The sequence below is a fragment of the Clostridium sp. DSM 8431 genome (genome assembly GCF_900116755.1).
Taxonomy (GTDB): Bacteria; Bacillota; Clostridia; order Clostridiales; family Clostridiaceae; genus Clostridium.
In genome coordinates this window covers 1-17509 of the sequence record NZ_FPBY01000070.1, presented here as the reverse complement: position 1 = coordinate 17509, position 17509 = coordinate 1, and the positions used below count along the sequence as shown (strand labels likewise).

The 17509-nt window shown below is 27.2% G+C and carries 16 protein-coding genes and 1 pseudogene; all 17 read left to right on the top strand.

What is annotated here, in order from left to right; all coding sequences use genetic code 11:
• Positions 1-11 precede the first annotated feature (11 nt).
• A pseudogene (locus BM384_RS08815) lies at positions 12-1158 on the top strand (IS3 family transposase).
• Positions 1159-1412: 254 nt separating this feature from the next.
• On the top strand, positions 1413-2813 hold the full coding sequence (locus tag BM384_RS08810) for a radical SAM protein (protein WP_090012950.1): 1401 nt from the start codon (positions 1413-1415) through the stop codon (positions 2811-2813).
• Positions 2810-4027 (top strand): SPASM domain-containing protein, encoded by a 1218-nt coding sequence (locus BM384_RS08805; RefSeq protein WP_090012948.1) that lies wholly within the window; start codon positions 2810-2812, stop codon positions 4025-4027. The genes BM384_RS08810 and BM384_RS08805 overlap by 4 nt, the downstream gene beginning before the upstream one ends.
• 39 nt (positions 4028-4066) lie before the next feature.
• On the top strand, positions 4067-4984 hold the full coding sequence (locus BM384_RS08800; protein WP_090012947.1) for an ABC transporter ATP-binding protein: 918 nt from the start codon (positions 4067-4069) through the stop codon (positions 4982-4984).
• On the top strand, positions 4981-5682 hold the full coding sequence (locus BM384_RS08795; RefSeq protein ID WP_090012945.1) for an ABC transporter permease: 702 nt from the start codon (positions 4981-4983) through the stop codon (positions 5680-5682). Before BM384_RS08800 ends, BM384_RS08795 begins: the two co-directional genes overlap by 4 nt.
• Before the next feature lie 54 nt (positions 5683-5736).
• Positions 5737-5937: a hypothetical protein gene (locus BM384_RS08790; RefSeq protein ID WP_090012944.1), complete on the top strand. Its 201-nt coding sequence runs from the start codon at positions 5737-5739 to the stop codon at positions 5935-5937.
• A 104-nt stretch (positions 5938-6041) separates the two neighbouring features.
• Positions 6042-6869, top strand: coding sequence for a CPBP family intramembrane glutamic endopeptidase (locus BM384_RS08785; protein WP_090012943.1), 828 nt, complete (start codon positions 6042-6044; stop codon positions 6867-6869).
• 120 nt (positions 6870-6989) lie between these two features.
• Positions 6990-7640 (top strand): hypothetical protein, encoded by a 651-nt coding sequence (locus BM384_RS08780; RefSeq protein WP_090012941.1) that lies wholly within the window; start codon positions 6990-6992, stop codon positions 7638-7640.
• 174 nt (positions 7641-7814) lie between these two features.
• Positions 7815-8723 (top strand): GH25 family lysozyme, encoded by a 909-nt coding sequence (locus BM384_RS08775; RefSeq protein ID WP_090012939.1) that lies wholly within the window; start codon positions 7815-7817, stop codon positions 8721-8723.
• Positions 8724-9074: 351 nt separating this feature from the next.
• A complete protein-coding gene (locus BM384_RS08770; protein ID WP_090012938.1) occupies positions 9075-9845 on the top strand; it encodes an HD domain-containing protein in 771 nt (256 codons plus the stop codon).
• 106 nt (positions 9846-9951) lie between these two features.
• Positions 9952-11583: an AMP-binding protein gene (locus BM384_RS08765; protein ID WP_090012936.1), complete on the top strand. Its 1632-nt coding sequence runs from the start codon at positions 9952-9954 to the stop codon at positions 11581-11583.
• A 15-nt stretch (positions 11584-11598) separates the two neighbouring features.
• Positions 11599-12138 carry an NUDIX hydrolase gene (locus BM384_RS08760; RefSeq protein WP_090012934.1) on the top strand — a complete coding sequence of 180 codons (540 nt, stop codon included), beginning with the start codon at positions 11599-11601 and terminating at the stop codon, positions 12136-12138.
• Positions 12139-12277: 139 nt separating this feature from the next.
• Complete coding sequence (locus BM384_RS08755; protein WP_090012932.1) at positions 12278-13060, top strand: class I SAM-dependent methyltransferase; 783 nt, start codon at positions 12278-12280, stop codon at positions 13058-13060.
• Between the two features lie 98 nt (positions 13061-13158).
• Positions 13159-13470 carry a hypothetical protein gene (locus tag BM384_RS08750; RefSeq protein WP_090012931.1) on the top strand — a complete coding sequence of 104 codons (312 nt, stop codon included), beginning with the start codon at positions 13159-13161 and terminating at the stop codon, positions 13468-13470.
• Between the two features lie 221 nt (positions 13471-13691).
• Positions 13692-15878: a SulP family inorganic anion transporter gene (locus BM384_RS08745; protein ID WP_242945990.1), complete on the top strand. Its 2187-nt coding sequence runs from the start codon at positions 13692-13694 to the stop codon at positions 15876-15878.
• Between the two features lie 318 nt (positions 15879-16196).
• Positions 16197-17171, top strand: coding sequence for a sensor histidine kinase (locus tag BM384_RS08735; RefSeq protein WP_175537320.1), 975 nt, complete (start codon positions 16197-16199; stop codon positions 17169-17171).
• 63 nt (positions 17172-17234) lie between these two features.
• Positions 17235-17509: MerR family DNA-binding transcriptional regulator (locus BM384_RS08730; protein WP_139232078.1), on the top strand; the 275-nt coding region annotated here is incomplete at its 3' end.

Sequence of the window (17509 nt, the reverse complement as noted above, 5' to 3'; positions counted from 1 at the left end):
GATGTGTCCCTATGGGTAATGGTAAAAGATATACACAAGAATATAAAGATATGATAGTTGATCTCTACAAGTCAGGAATGAGCTTATCAGAGCTAAGCGACGAATATGGGATTGCAAAGTCAACAATGAATGGATGGATAGATAAAAAGAAAGAAATAAAAATTGACGATAACGAAGTTGTGACTAAACAAGAAATAATAGCTATGAAAAAAGAGATAGCTAGGATTAAAGAGGAAAATGAAATATTAAAAAAAGCTATGGCCATATTTGCTACAAGAAATTAGAATTAGTTGTTCCAATAATACAAAAATATAAAGATGAACATGGTGTTAGTAAGATGTGTGAAGTGCTTGGCGTCGCTAGAAGCAGTTTTTATAAAACTTTAAATAAATCTGAGCTACCAAGGGCAAAAGAAAATGAAAAATTAAAAGAAATTATAAACAAGATATACCATGATAATAAAGGCAGATATGGCTCTCCTAAGATTCAACAAATAATGATAAAAGAAGGTTATGTAATAAGTGAAAAAAATGTTCAGAAATTGATGCGACAAATGAATTTATATGCAATTACAATAAAAAAATATAAGCATCATTCAAGTAAGAATGTAGTAAATGGTTTGGAAAACGTTTTGAAAAGGGACTTTTCAACAACAACTATAAACGAAAAATGGGTAGGAGACATAACTTATATACATACTCTCAAAGATGGATGGACCTACTTAGCCTCTGTATTAGATCTTCATAGCAAAAAAATTATTGGCTATGCTTACGGTAAATCAATGAATAATGCTCTTGTAGTAGAAGCTTTAACTAATGCCTATAACTTACAAAAACCTTCTAATAATGTTATATTTCATACTGTTCTTGGCTCTCAATATACAAGTAATGAAATGAAGGAATTATGTTCAAAACTTAATATTAAGCAATCTTTTAGCAAAAAAGGATGTCCTTATGATAATGCTTGCATAGAATCTTTTCATGCAGCATTAAAAAAGGAAGAAGTATATACAACTAAATATTCAGATTATAGTTGTGCAAGAATAGCTATTTTTAAATATATAGAAGGCTTTTGTATAACCGAAAAAGAATTCATTCAGCATTAGGTTATATTACTCCTGAAGAATGTGAGGTACGAGAAAGAAATAAAATAGCATAGAAAAAATCGAAAAAATGTGTCCACTATATTGACATAGGTCCAATATGCATGATATCTTATAAGTAATCTTAATGAAAAGTTGTATAAATTTACCTTAAGTATACCATATTTTAAGTATACCATATTTATTGTGATTATTAAAAAAGTTGTTTCACTCGAGTATGGTGGAATAACTTTTTTATATTTTAACTAATAAAATTAGGAGAGAGAGCATTATTTAAATAACATAAAATAATGAAAGGCGGGTTTAGAATATGCTAAATAAATATGAGTTTAGTACCTATAGTGGAAGTGAATATGTGTACTTTCCTGACTCAAATATAGTTCTTGGTAAAAAGTACTTGAATAGTAATAAAGATAGATATGAAAATATATTAAAATTAAATAAAGAAAAGTATAATATTGAAACTAATTATACTGGTGCTGAGATTAAGAATGAGTTATTGCAATCAGGATTTACAGAGTTAGCTATTGAAGTAACTAGTCAATGTAATTTTAGATGTAAATATTGTGTTTATTCTGGACAATATTCAGGACAGCGTGTTCATGAAACTCATAATATGGACGATGATACAGCTAAGAAAAGTATAGAGTTATATTTTAAATATATCAAAGAAGGTAGGGAAGCTAATCCAAATCGTAGACCAGTGGTTGCTTTTTATGGAGGAGAGCCATTAGTGAATTTTAAGTTGGTTAAAGAATGTGTAGAATATGCAAAAGAGTTGTATAAAGATAAAATATTCTTTTCTATAACTACAAATGCATCTTTATTAACTGATGAAATTATTGATTTCTTAGTTAAAGAAGAGTTTAGTGTAGTAGTTAGTTTAGATGGATATAAAGAAAACCATGATAGAAATAGAGTTAATGTGGCAGGCATAGGAACTTTTGATATTGTTATGAAAAATATAAACAAGTTATATGAGAAGCAAGGAAGTCCTGTTTTTATTAGTTCAGTATTTGATTATAAAACTGACTTCGAAAAAATGGAAGAGTTCTTTAATAATAATCCTCATTTAGTTGAGTTAGCTATTAATGGAGTTAATCCTAATAATACTAATTATTATGAAAAATTCAGTGAGGAAGATTATAAGCTATTTAAGGAAAAGCTAGATTCTTTACAGGAAAAATTTATTGAGAATGTTAAAGAAAAAAAATATTCTTTCAATACTTTTATGAATAGAATATTCGGAGATATTTGTACTTCATATTTCATGAAACAAATAGACTTGAGCCTAGTGAATTCAAAAGTTGTTAAATATACAGGAGCCTGTATTCCAGGTAGTAAGTTATTTGTAGACTATACAGGAAATTTCTACATTTGTGAAAAGACAAATAGAGAAGTATCTATTGGAAATATAAATGATGGATTAGATTTTGATAAGTGTGCAGATATAGTTAATAGATATAATAAGGCAGTAGTAAAGAAGTGTAGTAAATGTTTATTAAGAAGTACATGTAAAAGATGTTTCACATCTATAGCAATTAAGAATGAAGTGGTAATTAATTCTGATATTTGTAAGGAGCAAATAGAAAGTTTTAAGAATAATATCAAATTTGTATATTCAATTTTTGAATTAAATCCAATTTGGGTTGGTACATATTTTAATGAATATTATGACACTATTAGAGAACTGGCGGTGATTTTAAAATGATGAAGTACTTTAAATTGTTTGAAGAATGTTATCTGGTAAATGGGGCAGATGAAAATGCAATATATAATACTTTATCTGGAGATATCTTTTTAGTTAGAAATGAAGAAAAAGATCTATTAACTAGAACTGAAAATAATATGCCAATTACTAAAGCTTGTGATGAGTTGAATATTGATTTGAATATAGCAAAAGAATATTTGGATAAGTTTAAACAGTCTAATCTTGGAGAATATTATGAAGTACCAGTTACTGCTGAAAAATTAGAGTTAGTACCTAAGTGGATAGATAAATTATTTTTTAAGCTTCCACCTGTAATAGGTAGAGCAACTATAGGTATTGGAGGTTTATGTAATCAGAAGTGTAGCTTTTGTAATTCAAAAGATAAAGTTAATAAAATGAAATGTTTAGCTTGTACAGGGATTGATAAAAGTGAAGTTGAAACTATTTCATTAGATACAGCATGTAAAATAATAAGCTTATTACAAAAATATAAGTGTAAGCAAGTTTATTTAAAAGATGGAAATTTACTTTTAAATTGGAAGCTGATTAGAGATATTGTTGAGCACTCTAAAAAGTCTGGAATAGAAAAAGTTGTTCTGAATTTTACAGCTGCAATTGAGGATAAAGAAATTCTTGATTACATAAAAAATAATAATATATCGCTAATTTTACAAAGAAGTATAGATGAGAATTTTGATATACAATCTCTAATATCTGAGGATAGTAGATATATAGGTATAGATTATACTTACTTTTTCTTAGCAGATTATGAAATGAAAAGTGAAGTTATTAATATATATAACTTATTAAATCAAAATAATATAAATAATATAATGTGTGATTTTATTGTTCATAAGGACTTGAATTTAATTCCGAAAGAATATATTAAAGAATGTAATAGTTTGTCAAGGGTATCTGTTGAAAATTTTTCTGTAAATAAGAAATACAATCCTTGTTTCTATCAAAGTTGTTATTTTGATAAATTAGGAAACGTATATCCATGCTTGGGTTTATTAGACTTCAAGTATGGTAATATTAATGATTCCGTAAGTACATTTAAGGAAGAAAATTTAAATGCCTTTTGGAAGTTAAATAAGGACAAACTATCTAAGTGTAGTACATGTGAGGTTAGATATGCATGTGGTGATTGCAGAAGTTTAGAGTATGCTGTTTCAGGTGATATTACTAACAATTCATTTTGTTTTAAAAGATAATGAATAAAACATATGATTATATTTAATAAGGAGAATTGAATGAGTGAGATTATAAGATTTAATAATGTAGTTAAAAAATTTAATGATAAAACTGTATTAGATAATATAAGCTTTTCTGTTGATGAGGGAGATATATTTGGATATTTAGGCCCAAATGGGGCAGGAAAAACAACTTCTATCAGAATGATGCTTGGAATATTAGAACCTACTGAAGGACAAATAGAAATTTGTGGAATGAATAGCATTAGAAATGAAGTAAGGAAAAAGATAGGTTTTTGTTTAGATGATGAAGGACTTTATCCAGACTTAACAGCTATTGAAAATATGGAGTTCTATGATAGAATTTATAATTCTGAAGTTGGTAGAAAGAAAAGAATATTAGATTTGTTAGAGTTATTTGAAATAGATAAGTACGCGGATAAGCTGGTTAGTGAATTTTCAAAGGGAATGAAGAGACGTTTGGGACTAGCAAAAGCTTTATTAAACAAACCAGAAGTTTTAATATTGGATGAACCGACAGATGGTTTAGATCCAGATGGTCAGTATTTAGTAAAAAGAATTTTAAGGAATATTTCAAAGGAAACAACTATATTTTTTAGTTCACATAATTTAAGTGATGTAGAAAATATTTGTACAAAAGTTGCAATTATAAAAAAAGATATTTTGTTCTGCGATAAGATGTGTAATATAGCTAATGGCAATCAAGTTTCTATTATTATTAGTTCTGATGAGGACAATGCAGATAGAATTAATTCTTATAAAAGGTTTGTAAATGACCTTAATATTAGTAATTTTGGAATTGTCAATGATAGATTGAATATTAATGTTTCTTCAGTTCGTAAAGATGAGATTGTAAATAAGATTATTAATAGTAGTTTGCAAATTGATAGTATTTATGAACTTAATAATAAAATTGAAAATCTTTATTTTGATTTAGTAAAAGGAGGAGAAAAGTGATAGATTCAGTTAAGGCTATAATATGGAAAGAATATAAATCTGCTAGCCATAGAAAAAAACAAATAATAATTAATTCTATTTGTATATTTATATTTATGACCATAATCTCTTCTGGAAGATTATTGAATGTAAAGATGACTACAGAAAATAGTGAAGAAATAGCTAAAAATATGATTATATATGTTGCTGTTACAGGTACATATATGGGATTATTAGCAGTTTTGAGATTTTGGCAGGAAAAAAGTAATCATACAATAGAGAGCTTATTATCATTACCTTGTGGTCCTATAACAGTAATATTATCAAAAATAATAGTTCCTGTAGTTATATCAATTATGATAGGATTATTGGATTCAATTTTATCAGTTATAGTAGTAAGTATTTTGTATAAAAAGATAATTATATCTATAGGTGTATTTGTAATACCAGTAATTTTTGGAGTTGCTGTAGGAATACCTTATTGTTTTATAAATGGATACTCAATGTGGTGTGTTAGCATAACATATTCAAAATTAGTACAAGGAGTATCAAGTTTAGCATATGTAGCATTTATTGCTGTAATGTTTTCAAATTCAAGTATGCTATGGACTGAAATTTTAAATGTTATTTTTATAGGGGCAGTTGGTTTGACTGTTATAGCATTATACTTGGCTTTAAAAGTTAAAAAGGAAAATATAGTATTAAATCTTTTAGATTAGCTATAAATCTTCTTAGGAAGTTTATAAATATATAATAAATTGGAGGAAGAACATATGAAACCAATTAATGTGATGAATGGATGGTCATGGAGCAATTTTGTTTGTGGAGCATTTTGTGGTATTGCAGGAGGAGCATGTGCACTAGCAGGATGTGCAGTAGATGGTCCAGCTCCATTTGCTGATGCTGCTTTAGCAAAAGTAAGTGTTGGTGGTGGAGTTGTTGCAGCAGCAACAGTTGGTGGATTTGCTGGTTAACATTCGCTAATAAAAAAATAGCTTGAATTTATTTCAAGCTATTTTTTTATTGGCAAGAAAATTATGAACTAATAAATTTTAACGAGTTAAAGTGAGGTAAATAAATGAGTGTAAGAGAAAGAATAGACATATTACTTAGGGTAATTTTTACTGTTTTAATATATATAATAATTCAAACAGGAGTTCAAATAGTAAGCGTATTTATTGCATATTTTCAGAACGTTTCTGTTGATGTAAATTTAACAGAATCTATTATTTCATCAGTAGTCAAAATGAAAGAGAGTAAGTATTTAATATCTTTTATATCTATTATATTCACTAGTATTGTTTATTACTTTAAATTTTTCTTAAAAAAGAATAGTGAAGAGGCTATAGATATTAAATTAAAAAAGATTAGTATATGTCAATTTATTGAATCAATATTTATAGGAATATCAATTACTTGTTTATTATATATTTTTATGACAAACTGTCTTATTAATGAGGAAAGTGTAAATCCTCATTTGGTGCTTACTAATTTCTCTATGTTAAATATTATTTTTTATGTTTTTATAGGTGGTATATTAGTTCCTATATTTGAGGAGATTTTGTATAGAGGAATAGTATTTGAACATCTTAAAAAGCTATTTAATATTAAATTAGTAATTGTACTTCAAGCAGTAATTTTTGCTATTACTCATAATAATAAAGCACAAGTTATATATACATTAATTCTTGGTTTAATATTAGGAGTAGTTTATTGTATCAATGAAAATATAATAAATTGTTGCATAATTCATATAATTTTTAATGTTTTAGGTATGTATGTTTTACCTTATGTGAATTGGACTAATAAAACGATGTATGGAATAATAGGAGCTTCTATAGTAGTATTATTTATTGGAGTTTTGTGTATGGTAAAAAAGAAAGATTATGTTGATGTGCTAAAGTAACTGATACTGAATTATTGAATAATAATTTATATTATTGTGATAGCTGAGATGATGTGAAAATAATAATATCTTTCTATGCATAATTATATTTGTAGCTCAATTTGAAATGGAGGAAGATAAATGGTAGCAATAATAAGATTACTAGCAATAGTGTGCCTGATTATGTTGATCATTGGATTAATTAATCCTAAATGGGCTTTACTATGGATAGTCGAGGAGAGACAAAAAAGAAAGAACGTACTTAAGTATTTTGGAAGTGGATTTATAATCTTGTTTATTTTAGCTTGCTGCATAACTTCTAATAATACTAATAAAACAGAGGAAAAAGTTTCAGTTGAAGAAGAGGTGGTATCTATTCCAACAGATTCAAATACAGAATCTAATGCTAATAAATCATCTTCAAGTACAGATAAAAATACATCGGTAAAAGAAACTACATCTCCAGAGAGAACTTATGCTAGTATATATAATATACAAGAAAAAAACGTAACTAATGGAACAAAAACAAAAGTTTTAGGTAAAAGAGGTCAAGCATATTTTGATAAAAACACTTTAACAAATGAAAGTCTTGCAGCTTTTTATAACGATGTTATTAAAAATAGTGGTTATAATTATTATACTTTAATTGATAGTAGCAATTTTAAGAAAGGAATAGTATTTTTAGGCTGTCTATCTCCATGTAATTACGGATATATTGATGAAACTGGTGGAATTACAAATGCATCAAGTATATTCGATGTAGCTGAATATAATTCTTCATCTATAAAATAAACACATAAAATATAATAAATAATGAAGCATTCTAATTAAGTTCTATGATGTTTCATTTGAATATTAAAATTTTTAATAATTATAATATTCGCTCAAAGGGGGAAACTCCCCCTCTTTTCTTTATTAAGGGTATATGTCATATATAAAACTCAAAACAGAAGGGAAGTTTTGTATATGAAAGGAATTGATGTATCAAATCATAATGGAAATATTAACTGGAGTTTAGTTAAAAGTTACGGAATAGAGTGTGTTTATATAAAAGCTAGTGAAGGTACAACCTATATTGATGAGTATATGTTACGCCATAGTTACGGAGCAAAGTCTGAAAAGTTACGTACTGGTTACTATCATTTTTTAGTTGGCAGCAGTGAACCCGAAACTCAAGCAGAGAATTTTTATAATTGTATTAAGGATAAAGAAAATGATTTGTTGCCATGTTTAGATCTTGAACATAGTAAGAATGAACCTAATGATTTTATGGATTATGCTTTAAGATTTATAGAGAAGTTTAAAGCTCTTAGTGGAATGGAGATATGTATTTATGCATGTCCTAGCTTTATAGAAGAGAATTTGGATAAGAGGCTTAATAAATATTCTTTATGGTGTGCTCATTATGGAGTAGACAAACCTGGCTTTACTAAGGTTTGGGGAAGTTCTTATGCAGGTCATCAATATACTGAAGAGGGAAGAGTTCCTGGAATAGTAGGAAATGTAGATATGAATAATTTTAATGAGGAGATTCTTAATAAGGAAATAAAAAGTGTAGAAGCTGCAGTAGCTCCTACAAATATTTATGTACCTCTTCAGGAAGAATTAAATAGACAAGGTTTTAGAGATAAGAATGGAAATGAGCTAGTTATTGATGGAGCTCCAGGAGAATTAACTTTATCAGCATGCCCTATAGTTAAGAAATGTGCAAGAGGCAATATTACTAAGTGGATACAAGAAGAACTTGGTATTATTTCTGATGGCATATTTGGAGATGATACAGAAGAGGCTGTAGAGAAGTTTCAAAGAACCAGGGGACTTTTAGTTGATGGAATAGTAGGTAAGAATACTTGGAGAGCTTTACTTAATTTATAGAAAAGCATATAATGTTTTTGAATTAATAATAAAAACAGTTAGCTTTAAATTAAATGGCAGTATAAAAACGATGTTTATACTGCCTTTTATTATAAGAAATAAACATGATTAGATATACTGTTTTTTGTTATGTTTTCCATATGTTCTCTAATGGCTAAGGGGCCATATGGGGACCATATGGTGACCAAATATAAATTTATAAGGATATAGTTAGAAATATAAAAATATCTTTAATTTCTTATAAATATTGATTTTATAAAGTTTTATGTAGGTTTTTTTGCAAATATAATTATATTAACATAATGTGATATATTCTAATAAAATGTATAGCATAATTTAGGAGTGATACTTATGAAGATAAATAGAAATGAAGCAGAAAAAGTTTTTCAAGGCTATGTAGATAACTATAATAGTAAGGATGGAAAAATTAAGCTTAAGATAGATCATACCTATAGGGTAAGTAAAATATGTGATGAAATAGCAGAAAGATTAAATTTAAGTAGTGATGATAAGGACTTAGCTTATTTAACAGGATTATTACATGATATAGGAAGATTTGAGCAGATAAAAAGATTTAATACCTTTGTAGATGCAGAATCAGTAGATCATGCTAAACTTGGAGTTCAGATTCTATTTGAAGAAAATAAAATAAGAGATTTTATTGAAGATGAATCAGAAGATGAGTTAATAGAAAAAGTAATTTCTAATCACAATGTTTATGAGCTTCCAGATAATCTTTCAGAAAGAGAGCTACTTTTTGCAAAAATATTAAGAGATGCTGATAAAATAGATATATTCAGAGTGAATGTTACAGAGCCAGCATATAATGTTTATGGTTATTCTGAAGAGGAACTAAAAAGTTCTATTGTTACTAAAGAGGTTTTAGAATCTTTTAAAAGACATGAAACAGTATTAAGAAAATTAAAGAAAACACCTGTAGATAGTGTAGTTTCCCATATAGCTTTTGTTTTTGGAATATACTTTAATGAAAGTGTTTCTATTGCAAAAGAGCAGGGATATTTTCTTGAACTAAGTAGATTTAAATCTGAGAATGAAGTTACTAAGAAACAATTCTTAGACATAATGAAAGTTATAGAAGAATATCTTATTATGCGCGGATAATCTTACAAAAACCATTGTATAATATTAGAAAATATGTATTATTATAAAGAAGAGAAGTTTTGTTTGTTAAATTATAGAGTTTAAAGAATTGATAGGAATGAGATAAATGAAAAATAAAAATTATCCTTTTTATAATACAATTGATGTTTATACAGTGAAAGATTTATTACTAGCTAATGAAGAGGAATTTCCCAATAATATTATTATTAAATATAAAAAAAAGAGCAAAATAATAGATATAGATTACATAGAGTTAAATAAACAAGTTAATTCTTTAGGTACTGCCTTTTTTATGATGGGAATAAAAAACTGTAAGGTAGGAATCTTGGGGAATATTAGCTATGAGTGGGCTTTATCATACTTAACTCTTGTATGTGGAGGAGTTACGGTAGTTCCAATAGATAAGAGCTTAAAAAAAGAAGAGGTTTCATTCATATTAGAAGAAACTAATTGTAAAGCTGTTATTTATGATAGTACTTATATTGATACAATTAATGATTTGAAAAATATGAATTTACAAGTAAAGTATTATATAAAAATGAATGAGCTTTATAAGTTATCTGAAGAAGGAAAGCAGCTTAAAGAGTTAGGAAGAGAAGAATATAGTAAATATAAGGTGCATGAAGATTCTATTGCTCAAATTATCTATACTTCAGGAACTTCATCTAAACCAAGAGGAATTGTACTTACTCATAAAAATATTCTTTCAGATGGAATTGCAGCTGCAAAAATAGCTTTTTTAGGTGAAGTTGCTTATATGAATGTAGATATGCATCATGTTTATTCAATTATTTTAGGAATTATAGTACCTATGATTCAAGGGACTATAGTATTCTTTGATTCTAATTCAAAAAACTTTATGAAAAATTTTAATAAAGTAAATCTGGAAAGTATGATAGTTGTTCCCTCTACTTTAATATATTTAAGAAAATATATTATGAATGAACTTAAAAAAGTAAATTCAGATTTTAAACTGAAAATGAAAATTAAGCTATCATTATTTCTTATGTCTCACGGAATAAATATTAGTAATAGACTTTTTGCAAAGGTGAAAGATATTTTAGGTTTAGATATTAAATATATTTTTTGTGAAAATGCCTCTATAGATGAAGATTTAGTTAAAGAATTTAGAGCTTTAGGAATTGAAGTGTTAAATGCTTATGGGTTAAGTGAAACTTCAGGAATAATATCAATTAATAGAAATAAATTTAATAATCCTGGCAGCGTAGGACAAGTTATTCCAGGATGTGAAGTCACTGTTTCTGAAGAAGGTGAAATAATGGTAAAAGGGCCTATGGTTATGAAGGAATACTATAAGGATGAAGAAAAAACAAAATCAGCCTTTAAGAGAGAATGGTTTAAAACTGGAGATATTGGATATATAGATAGAGAAGGATTCTTACATATAGTTGGTAGAATTAAAAATATAATTACTCTTAAAAATGGGCAAACTGTTTCACCAGAAGAAATAGAATATAAGCTTAGAAGAATAGATGGAATTAAAGAAGCTTCTATATTGTATGTAGAGGGGGAAATACATGCTGAAATTTATTTGGACTTAGAGTATATGAAAATTAATAACATAGAAAATCATGATAAATACATAAGAGAAAAAATAAAAGACTTTAATAAAAATAATGCAGATTTTAAAAAAATAAGAAGGCTAGATATAAAAAAAGAAGAGTTTAAAGCTAAAGAAGATAATAAATTAAATAGATTTAAAATGATAAAATATTAAGGAGGGAAAAAGCTTATGGAAATGCTTGATATTGTAGATGAAAATGGGAACCCTACTGGGAAAGTTAAGAGGAGAGATGAAGTTCATAGAGATGGAGATCCTCATAGAACTTCCCATGTATGGATAGTAAGAGATAATGAAAAAGGTGGGCTTGATGTATTATTACAAAAAAGAAGTGATAATAAAGACTCTCATCCAGGGTGTTTAGATATATCTTCAGCAGGCCATATAAAAGCAGGAGATGACTTTCTAGAATCAGCCTTAAGAGAACTAAAAGAAGAGCTTGGAATAGAGGCCTCTCCAGAAGAATTAAAAGAAATTGGTATAAGCAGAACAAAATCGGAAAATATATTTCATGGAGAAATTTTTAAGAATAACCAAATTTCAAAGGTATATAAACTTAAACTAAATAATCTTGATATAGATAAATTAAAATTACAAGAGGAAGAAGTACAAGGAGTACTATGGATGGATCTTGAAGAGTGTAAAGAAGCTGTTGAAAATAATACTATTAAAAATTGTATAAAGCTCCATGAACTTCAAATGTTAGGATAAGATAAATTATAAAGGTGGACTATTGTGTTCTAAATTATGACACATTAGCCACTTTGTTTTTTAAAAAATAAATAGACAGAAGAGGTATTCACTCTATATAATAGGAAATAGTTAAAAAAGAGAGATAAGGAGTTAGATAATGACATTAGATAAAGAATTAAATGATTATTATATGAAGTTCTGTGAAGATAAAAGATTAACAAGAAGACATGGCCAAGTTGAGTATATAACTTCTATGAAATATATACATGAATATTTAGGTGAAGAAAAATCAGCAAAACTTTTAGATGTAGGGGCTGGTACAGGCCGTTATTCTGTTTTTCTTGCTAATGAAGGTTATGATGTTACAGCAGTTGAATTAGTTAAACATAATTTAGGTACATTAAAGGCTAAGGGAAGTACAGCTAAAGCCTTTCAAGGAAATGCTCTTGACTTATCAAGATTTCCTGAAAATTATTTTGATGTAACTTTAGTATTTGGACCAATGTATCATTTATTTACTTTTGAGGAAAAGGTAAAAGCATTAAAAGAAGCTAAAAGAGTAACTAAAAAGGGTGGAACTATTTTAGTTGCATATTGTATGAATGAATTTAGTGTTATTACTTATTGTTTTAGACAAAATAACATTAAGGAATGTGTTAAAAATGGAAAGCTTTCAGAGGATTTTCAAACACTTTCTTCAAAGGAAGATCTTTTTTCTTATGTAAGAATAGAAGATATTGAAAAAATTTCAGAAGCAGCAGGATTAAAAAGAATTAAGCTTGTTTCAGCTGATGGTCCAGCAGATTACTTAAGACATGAACTAAAAGCTATGGATGATGAAACTTTTAAACTTTTTGTAGATTATCATCTGGCTACATGTGAAAGAAAAGAATTATTAGGAGCAGCTGCTCATACCCTTGATATATTAAGAAAAGAATAGATTTTTAATAAGAATATATTTTTGTAAAGTAATTTTTTATAGTCAATAAGAATACTAATAATTGTGTTACTAATATAACTTTTTTGGGGGTATTCTAATTGAAGGGAAAAATGAAAGTTAAGTTATTAAAAGAAAATAATAATAAAATAGAAGTTGAAGTTCTTGTTATGTATAGAAAATATAAAGGATATTTAGAAAATAGAATTACAGCTTCAGAAGATTCTTATAAGTTTAGTATAGGAAGAAATAGAGTTAAGATAGAAAGCTTAATTAAGTCAGATAAAAGGCTTATGAAAAATGTATGCATTAATCCTAAAGATACAATAGAACTAAGTTATAACTATGATAATAAAAAATATAAATTGCATTTAGATAAGGAATATGAACTTCATTATAGTGGGTTTAGATAATAAGAAAAATATGGATATTTTATAAATTCAGGCATAAAAAAAGCCTGAATTTTTTATTTTTCTTTACAGATATATATTTCTACAAAAAATATGTATATTTAATTTAATTTATCATAATAATTAAATTAAAGAATAAAATACTTAAAATTCCTTTGATAAAAGTTGGATATATGTTATCATATAGGGAAAATTATATTAGAAAAAGAGGATTGAGGTGTGTAATGGAAGGTAAAATAAGTGCAAAGGATTTATTTAAAGATATTTTTGTAGGAATAATGATTGCTGCAATTTCTATTCCAATAGGTATGGGATATGCACAGATAGCAGGATTACCTACAGTTTATGGACTATATGGTTCTGTACTTCCTATTTTAGTGTTTGCTTTGTTTTCATCTTCTCCACAATTTATTTTTGGAGTAGATGCAGCTCCTGCAGCTTTAATTGGAGGAGTATTACTATCTTTAGGGATAGTAGAAGGAAGTAGTGAAGCAATTGAACTTATTCCTGTATTAACTTTCTTTACAGCAGTATGGCTTTTTATTTTTTACATATTTAAAGCAGGAAGAATGGTAAATTATATATCTACTCCTGTAATGGGTGGATTTATAACAGGAATAGGTACAACTATAATTTTAATGCAGGTTCCAAAGCTTATGGGATCAAATGCAGGTAGTGGGGAACTATTTGAATTACTAGAACATATAATTAAAAGTTTTAATAGAATTAACTATATTTCATTAGGGATGGGTATTGCTTCCTTAGCAATAATACTTATTTCAAAAAAATTTGCTCCTAAATTTCCTATGAGTTTAGTAGTTATGATACTAGGAGCATTATCTACAGTTATTTTTCATGTAGAAGATTATGGAGTAGCTCTTTTATCTCAAGTAGATAGTGGACTTCCTAAAATTATAATACCAAGTTTTAGTGCAATACATTTTAAGGATGGCTTTATGCTTAGTTTGCCAATTGCTGGTGTTATATTAGCAGAATCTTTATTATCAGAAACAAGTTTTGCAATAAAAAACAACTATAAAATTGATGATAATCGTGAAATTTTAGCTTTTTCATTAAGTAACTTAGCAGCTGCTATAGTAGGGTGTTGTCCTGTTAATGGAAGCGTTTCAAGAACTGTTATGGGTGAACAGTATGGAGGAAAAACAAAGGTAGTTTCATTTACAGCATCCATTGTAATGGCATTAGTATTACTTTTTGCTACAGGGTTTATTTCATATCTTCCAGTACCAGTATTAACAGCTATTGTAATTGCAGCTTTAATAGGAGTTTTAGAATTTGATTTAGCAATGCATTTATATAAGATTAATAGATCTGAATTCTTAATTTTTATAGGAGCATTTGTAGCTGTATTAATATTAGGAACAATTTATGGAGTAGTTGTTGGAGTAATTTTATCTTTTGGTGCTATGGTATTTAAATCAGCTGTACCGCCTAGAAGTTTCTTAGGTATAATTCCAGGAAGAGAAGGTTTTTATGATTTAAATAGAAATAGTGCTGTAAAAGAAATTGCAGGTACGGTAATATATCGTTTTAGTGGAAGTCTATTTTTTGGAAATATAAATACTTTCCAAAATGATATAGAAAACAGCATAAAGGATACTACTAAGGTTGTAATTATTGATGCAGGTGGAATAAGCAGTATTGATTTTACAGCAGCAGAAAGACTAGAAATGATTTATAAAAATTTCAAGGCTAGAAATATACAGCTCTATATTACTGAACATATAGGAGAGTTAAATGATGAAATGAGAAAATTTGGTCTTAGTAGTCTTTTAAAAGAAGGAGTTATTAGAAGAACAATAAGTGCAGCTCTTAATGATGCAGGAATGATTTATCCATATCCTTTAGAAAATTTAGAAGGATCAGAAAGCATGCCAGCTAGACCTTCTAGAATTAAGGAGGAAATAATAGAAGAATTTGAATGGGCCTTTGGAAAAGATGCAGAGGAACAGATGGAAGTTCATGCTAAGGAAATAATAGAAAATATAACAAAACTTAAGGCTGAATTTACTCCTGAAACAGATATTGATTTAAAGGCAAAAGCATGGAAGCATTTAGGTAAATATGATCAAGATAAGTTATTTGAACATCTTGAAAGACATTTAAATGAAATAGCTTCAAAGCTTGGTCAGCCAGTAGATGCTGTTGAAGCAAATATAATGGAACATAGAATAAAGCTTTGGTTAAAAATGAAAAATGAAAATAGAGAAGCTTTTGACAGATATATGAGAAAACGTGAAAAATATGAAAGAAAATTAAAGAATGAAAATCCTGATTTGTATAAATATATAGTAGATCATAGGAAAGAACAATTAGAGGTTCTAAAAGCAAATAAACCAGAGATTGCTGAAATTGCTAAAGAATTTGAGAAGTGTATGAAAGAGAATTAAAATAAGGTTAATAAGAGGTAGGGAGAAAAAATTGGGTGAAAAAGAGAAAAAGATGAGGTTTAGTAAGTTTAAAATATATCTTACTTTATTTATTCCTTTGTTAATATTTTCAAATAAAATATGTAATAAGTTTGGAAGTGAAATATCAGGAATAATATTTTTATTAAACATTATAGCTATACCATGTTGTATTATTTATTACAGAGTTACCAAAAATAATGATTTTATTTTATATAGTTTATTTTTCTTTAGCTTATGCATAGATAATATATATACTATATGCAAAAAAATAATGTAGCCTATGCAAGGGTTCCATTGATGCTTATACTAAGAAACATATTTATAGCATTAAATATATTTTTTATATTAACGAATAATACTTTAGTAAAAATACTATATAAAAACAAAATTATAGATTATAGCATTGGAATTGGTACATTCTTTATTATGTTTGCCATAGTAGTAACTATTATTAGAGATTATAAGAATATGGAGTTTATGGAGATTGTTTTTTTATTAAGTGTAGTAACAATCGTTATAAGAAGAGCTATATTTCATTTGTCATATATTATGGGATCATCAATAATTAATGAAAAGATACTTTCTTGTTTGGGGTTTTATATACTTATTTTGGGATTGTTTATTGAAACTAACTCCTTAGTTAAAGAAAATAATAGATTGGAAAAAAAGGTTAAAGTAATATCTGAAGATATTAAAGAGTATCAAGAAATTGAAAAATTAAGAACTCAATTTTTTGCAAATATATCACATGAAATAAAAACTCCAATAAATATAATTTTTTCAGGAGTTCAGCTTATAGAAAGTAAGCATCAGTTAGAAGATAAAATAATTGCTGACTGTTCTAAAAAATATATGCCTATGATTAAGCAAAATTGCTTTAGAATTTTAAGGCTTACTAATAATCTAATAGATATGACAAAATTAGATGCAGGCTTTTTGAAGATGAAATTTAGAAATGTAGACATTGTTAATTTAGTAGAAGATATAACAATGTCAGTTGTAGAATATGTAGAGAACAAAGAGATTAATATTGTTTTTGATACTTTAATTGAAGAAAAAATAATAAAGTGTGATATAGATGGTATGGAAAGAATAATTCTTAATTTAATTTCTAATGCCATAAAGTTTACACCTAAAGGCGGAAATATTCTTGTATCTATGGATACAGAAGATGGCTATGTAGTTATAAGAGTGAAAGATGATGGAATTGGTATACCAAAAGAGAATAGAGAAAATGTTTTTAATGTTTTTGTTCAAGGAGGAAGTCTATAGTTAATAAAAAAGTGTACAAATGTGTTTGAAAATGTTAATATGTACCCGAGAGGTGAGATTAACATGAATAAACATTTAACTAATTATAAACCTAAAGACTTTGCAGAATTACTAGGTGTAAGTGTGAAAACTTTACAACGTTGGGATAGAGAAGATATATTAAAAGCCAAAAGAACTCCAACAGATAGAAGGTACTATACTTATGACCAGTATTTAGAATTTAAAGGTATCAGTAATATTACTACAGATAGAAAAATAGTAATTTACACAAGAGTTTCTACAAATGGACAGAAAGATGATTTGAAAAATCAAGTTGAGTTTCTTCTTAACTTTACATC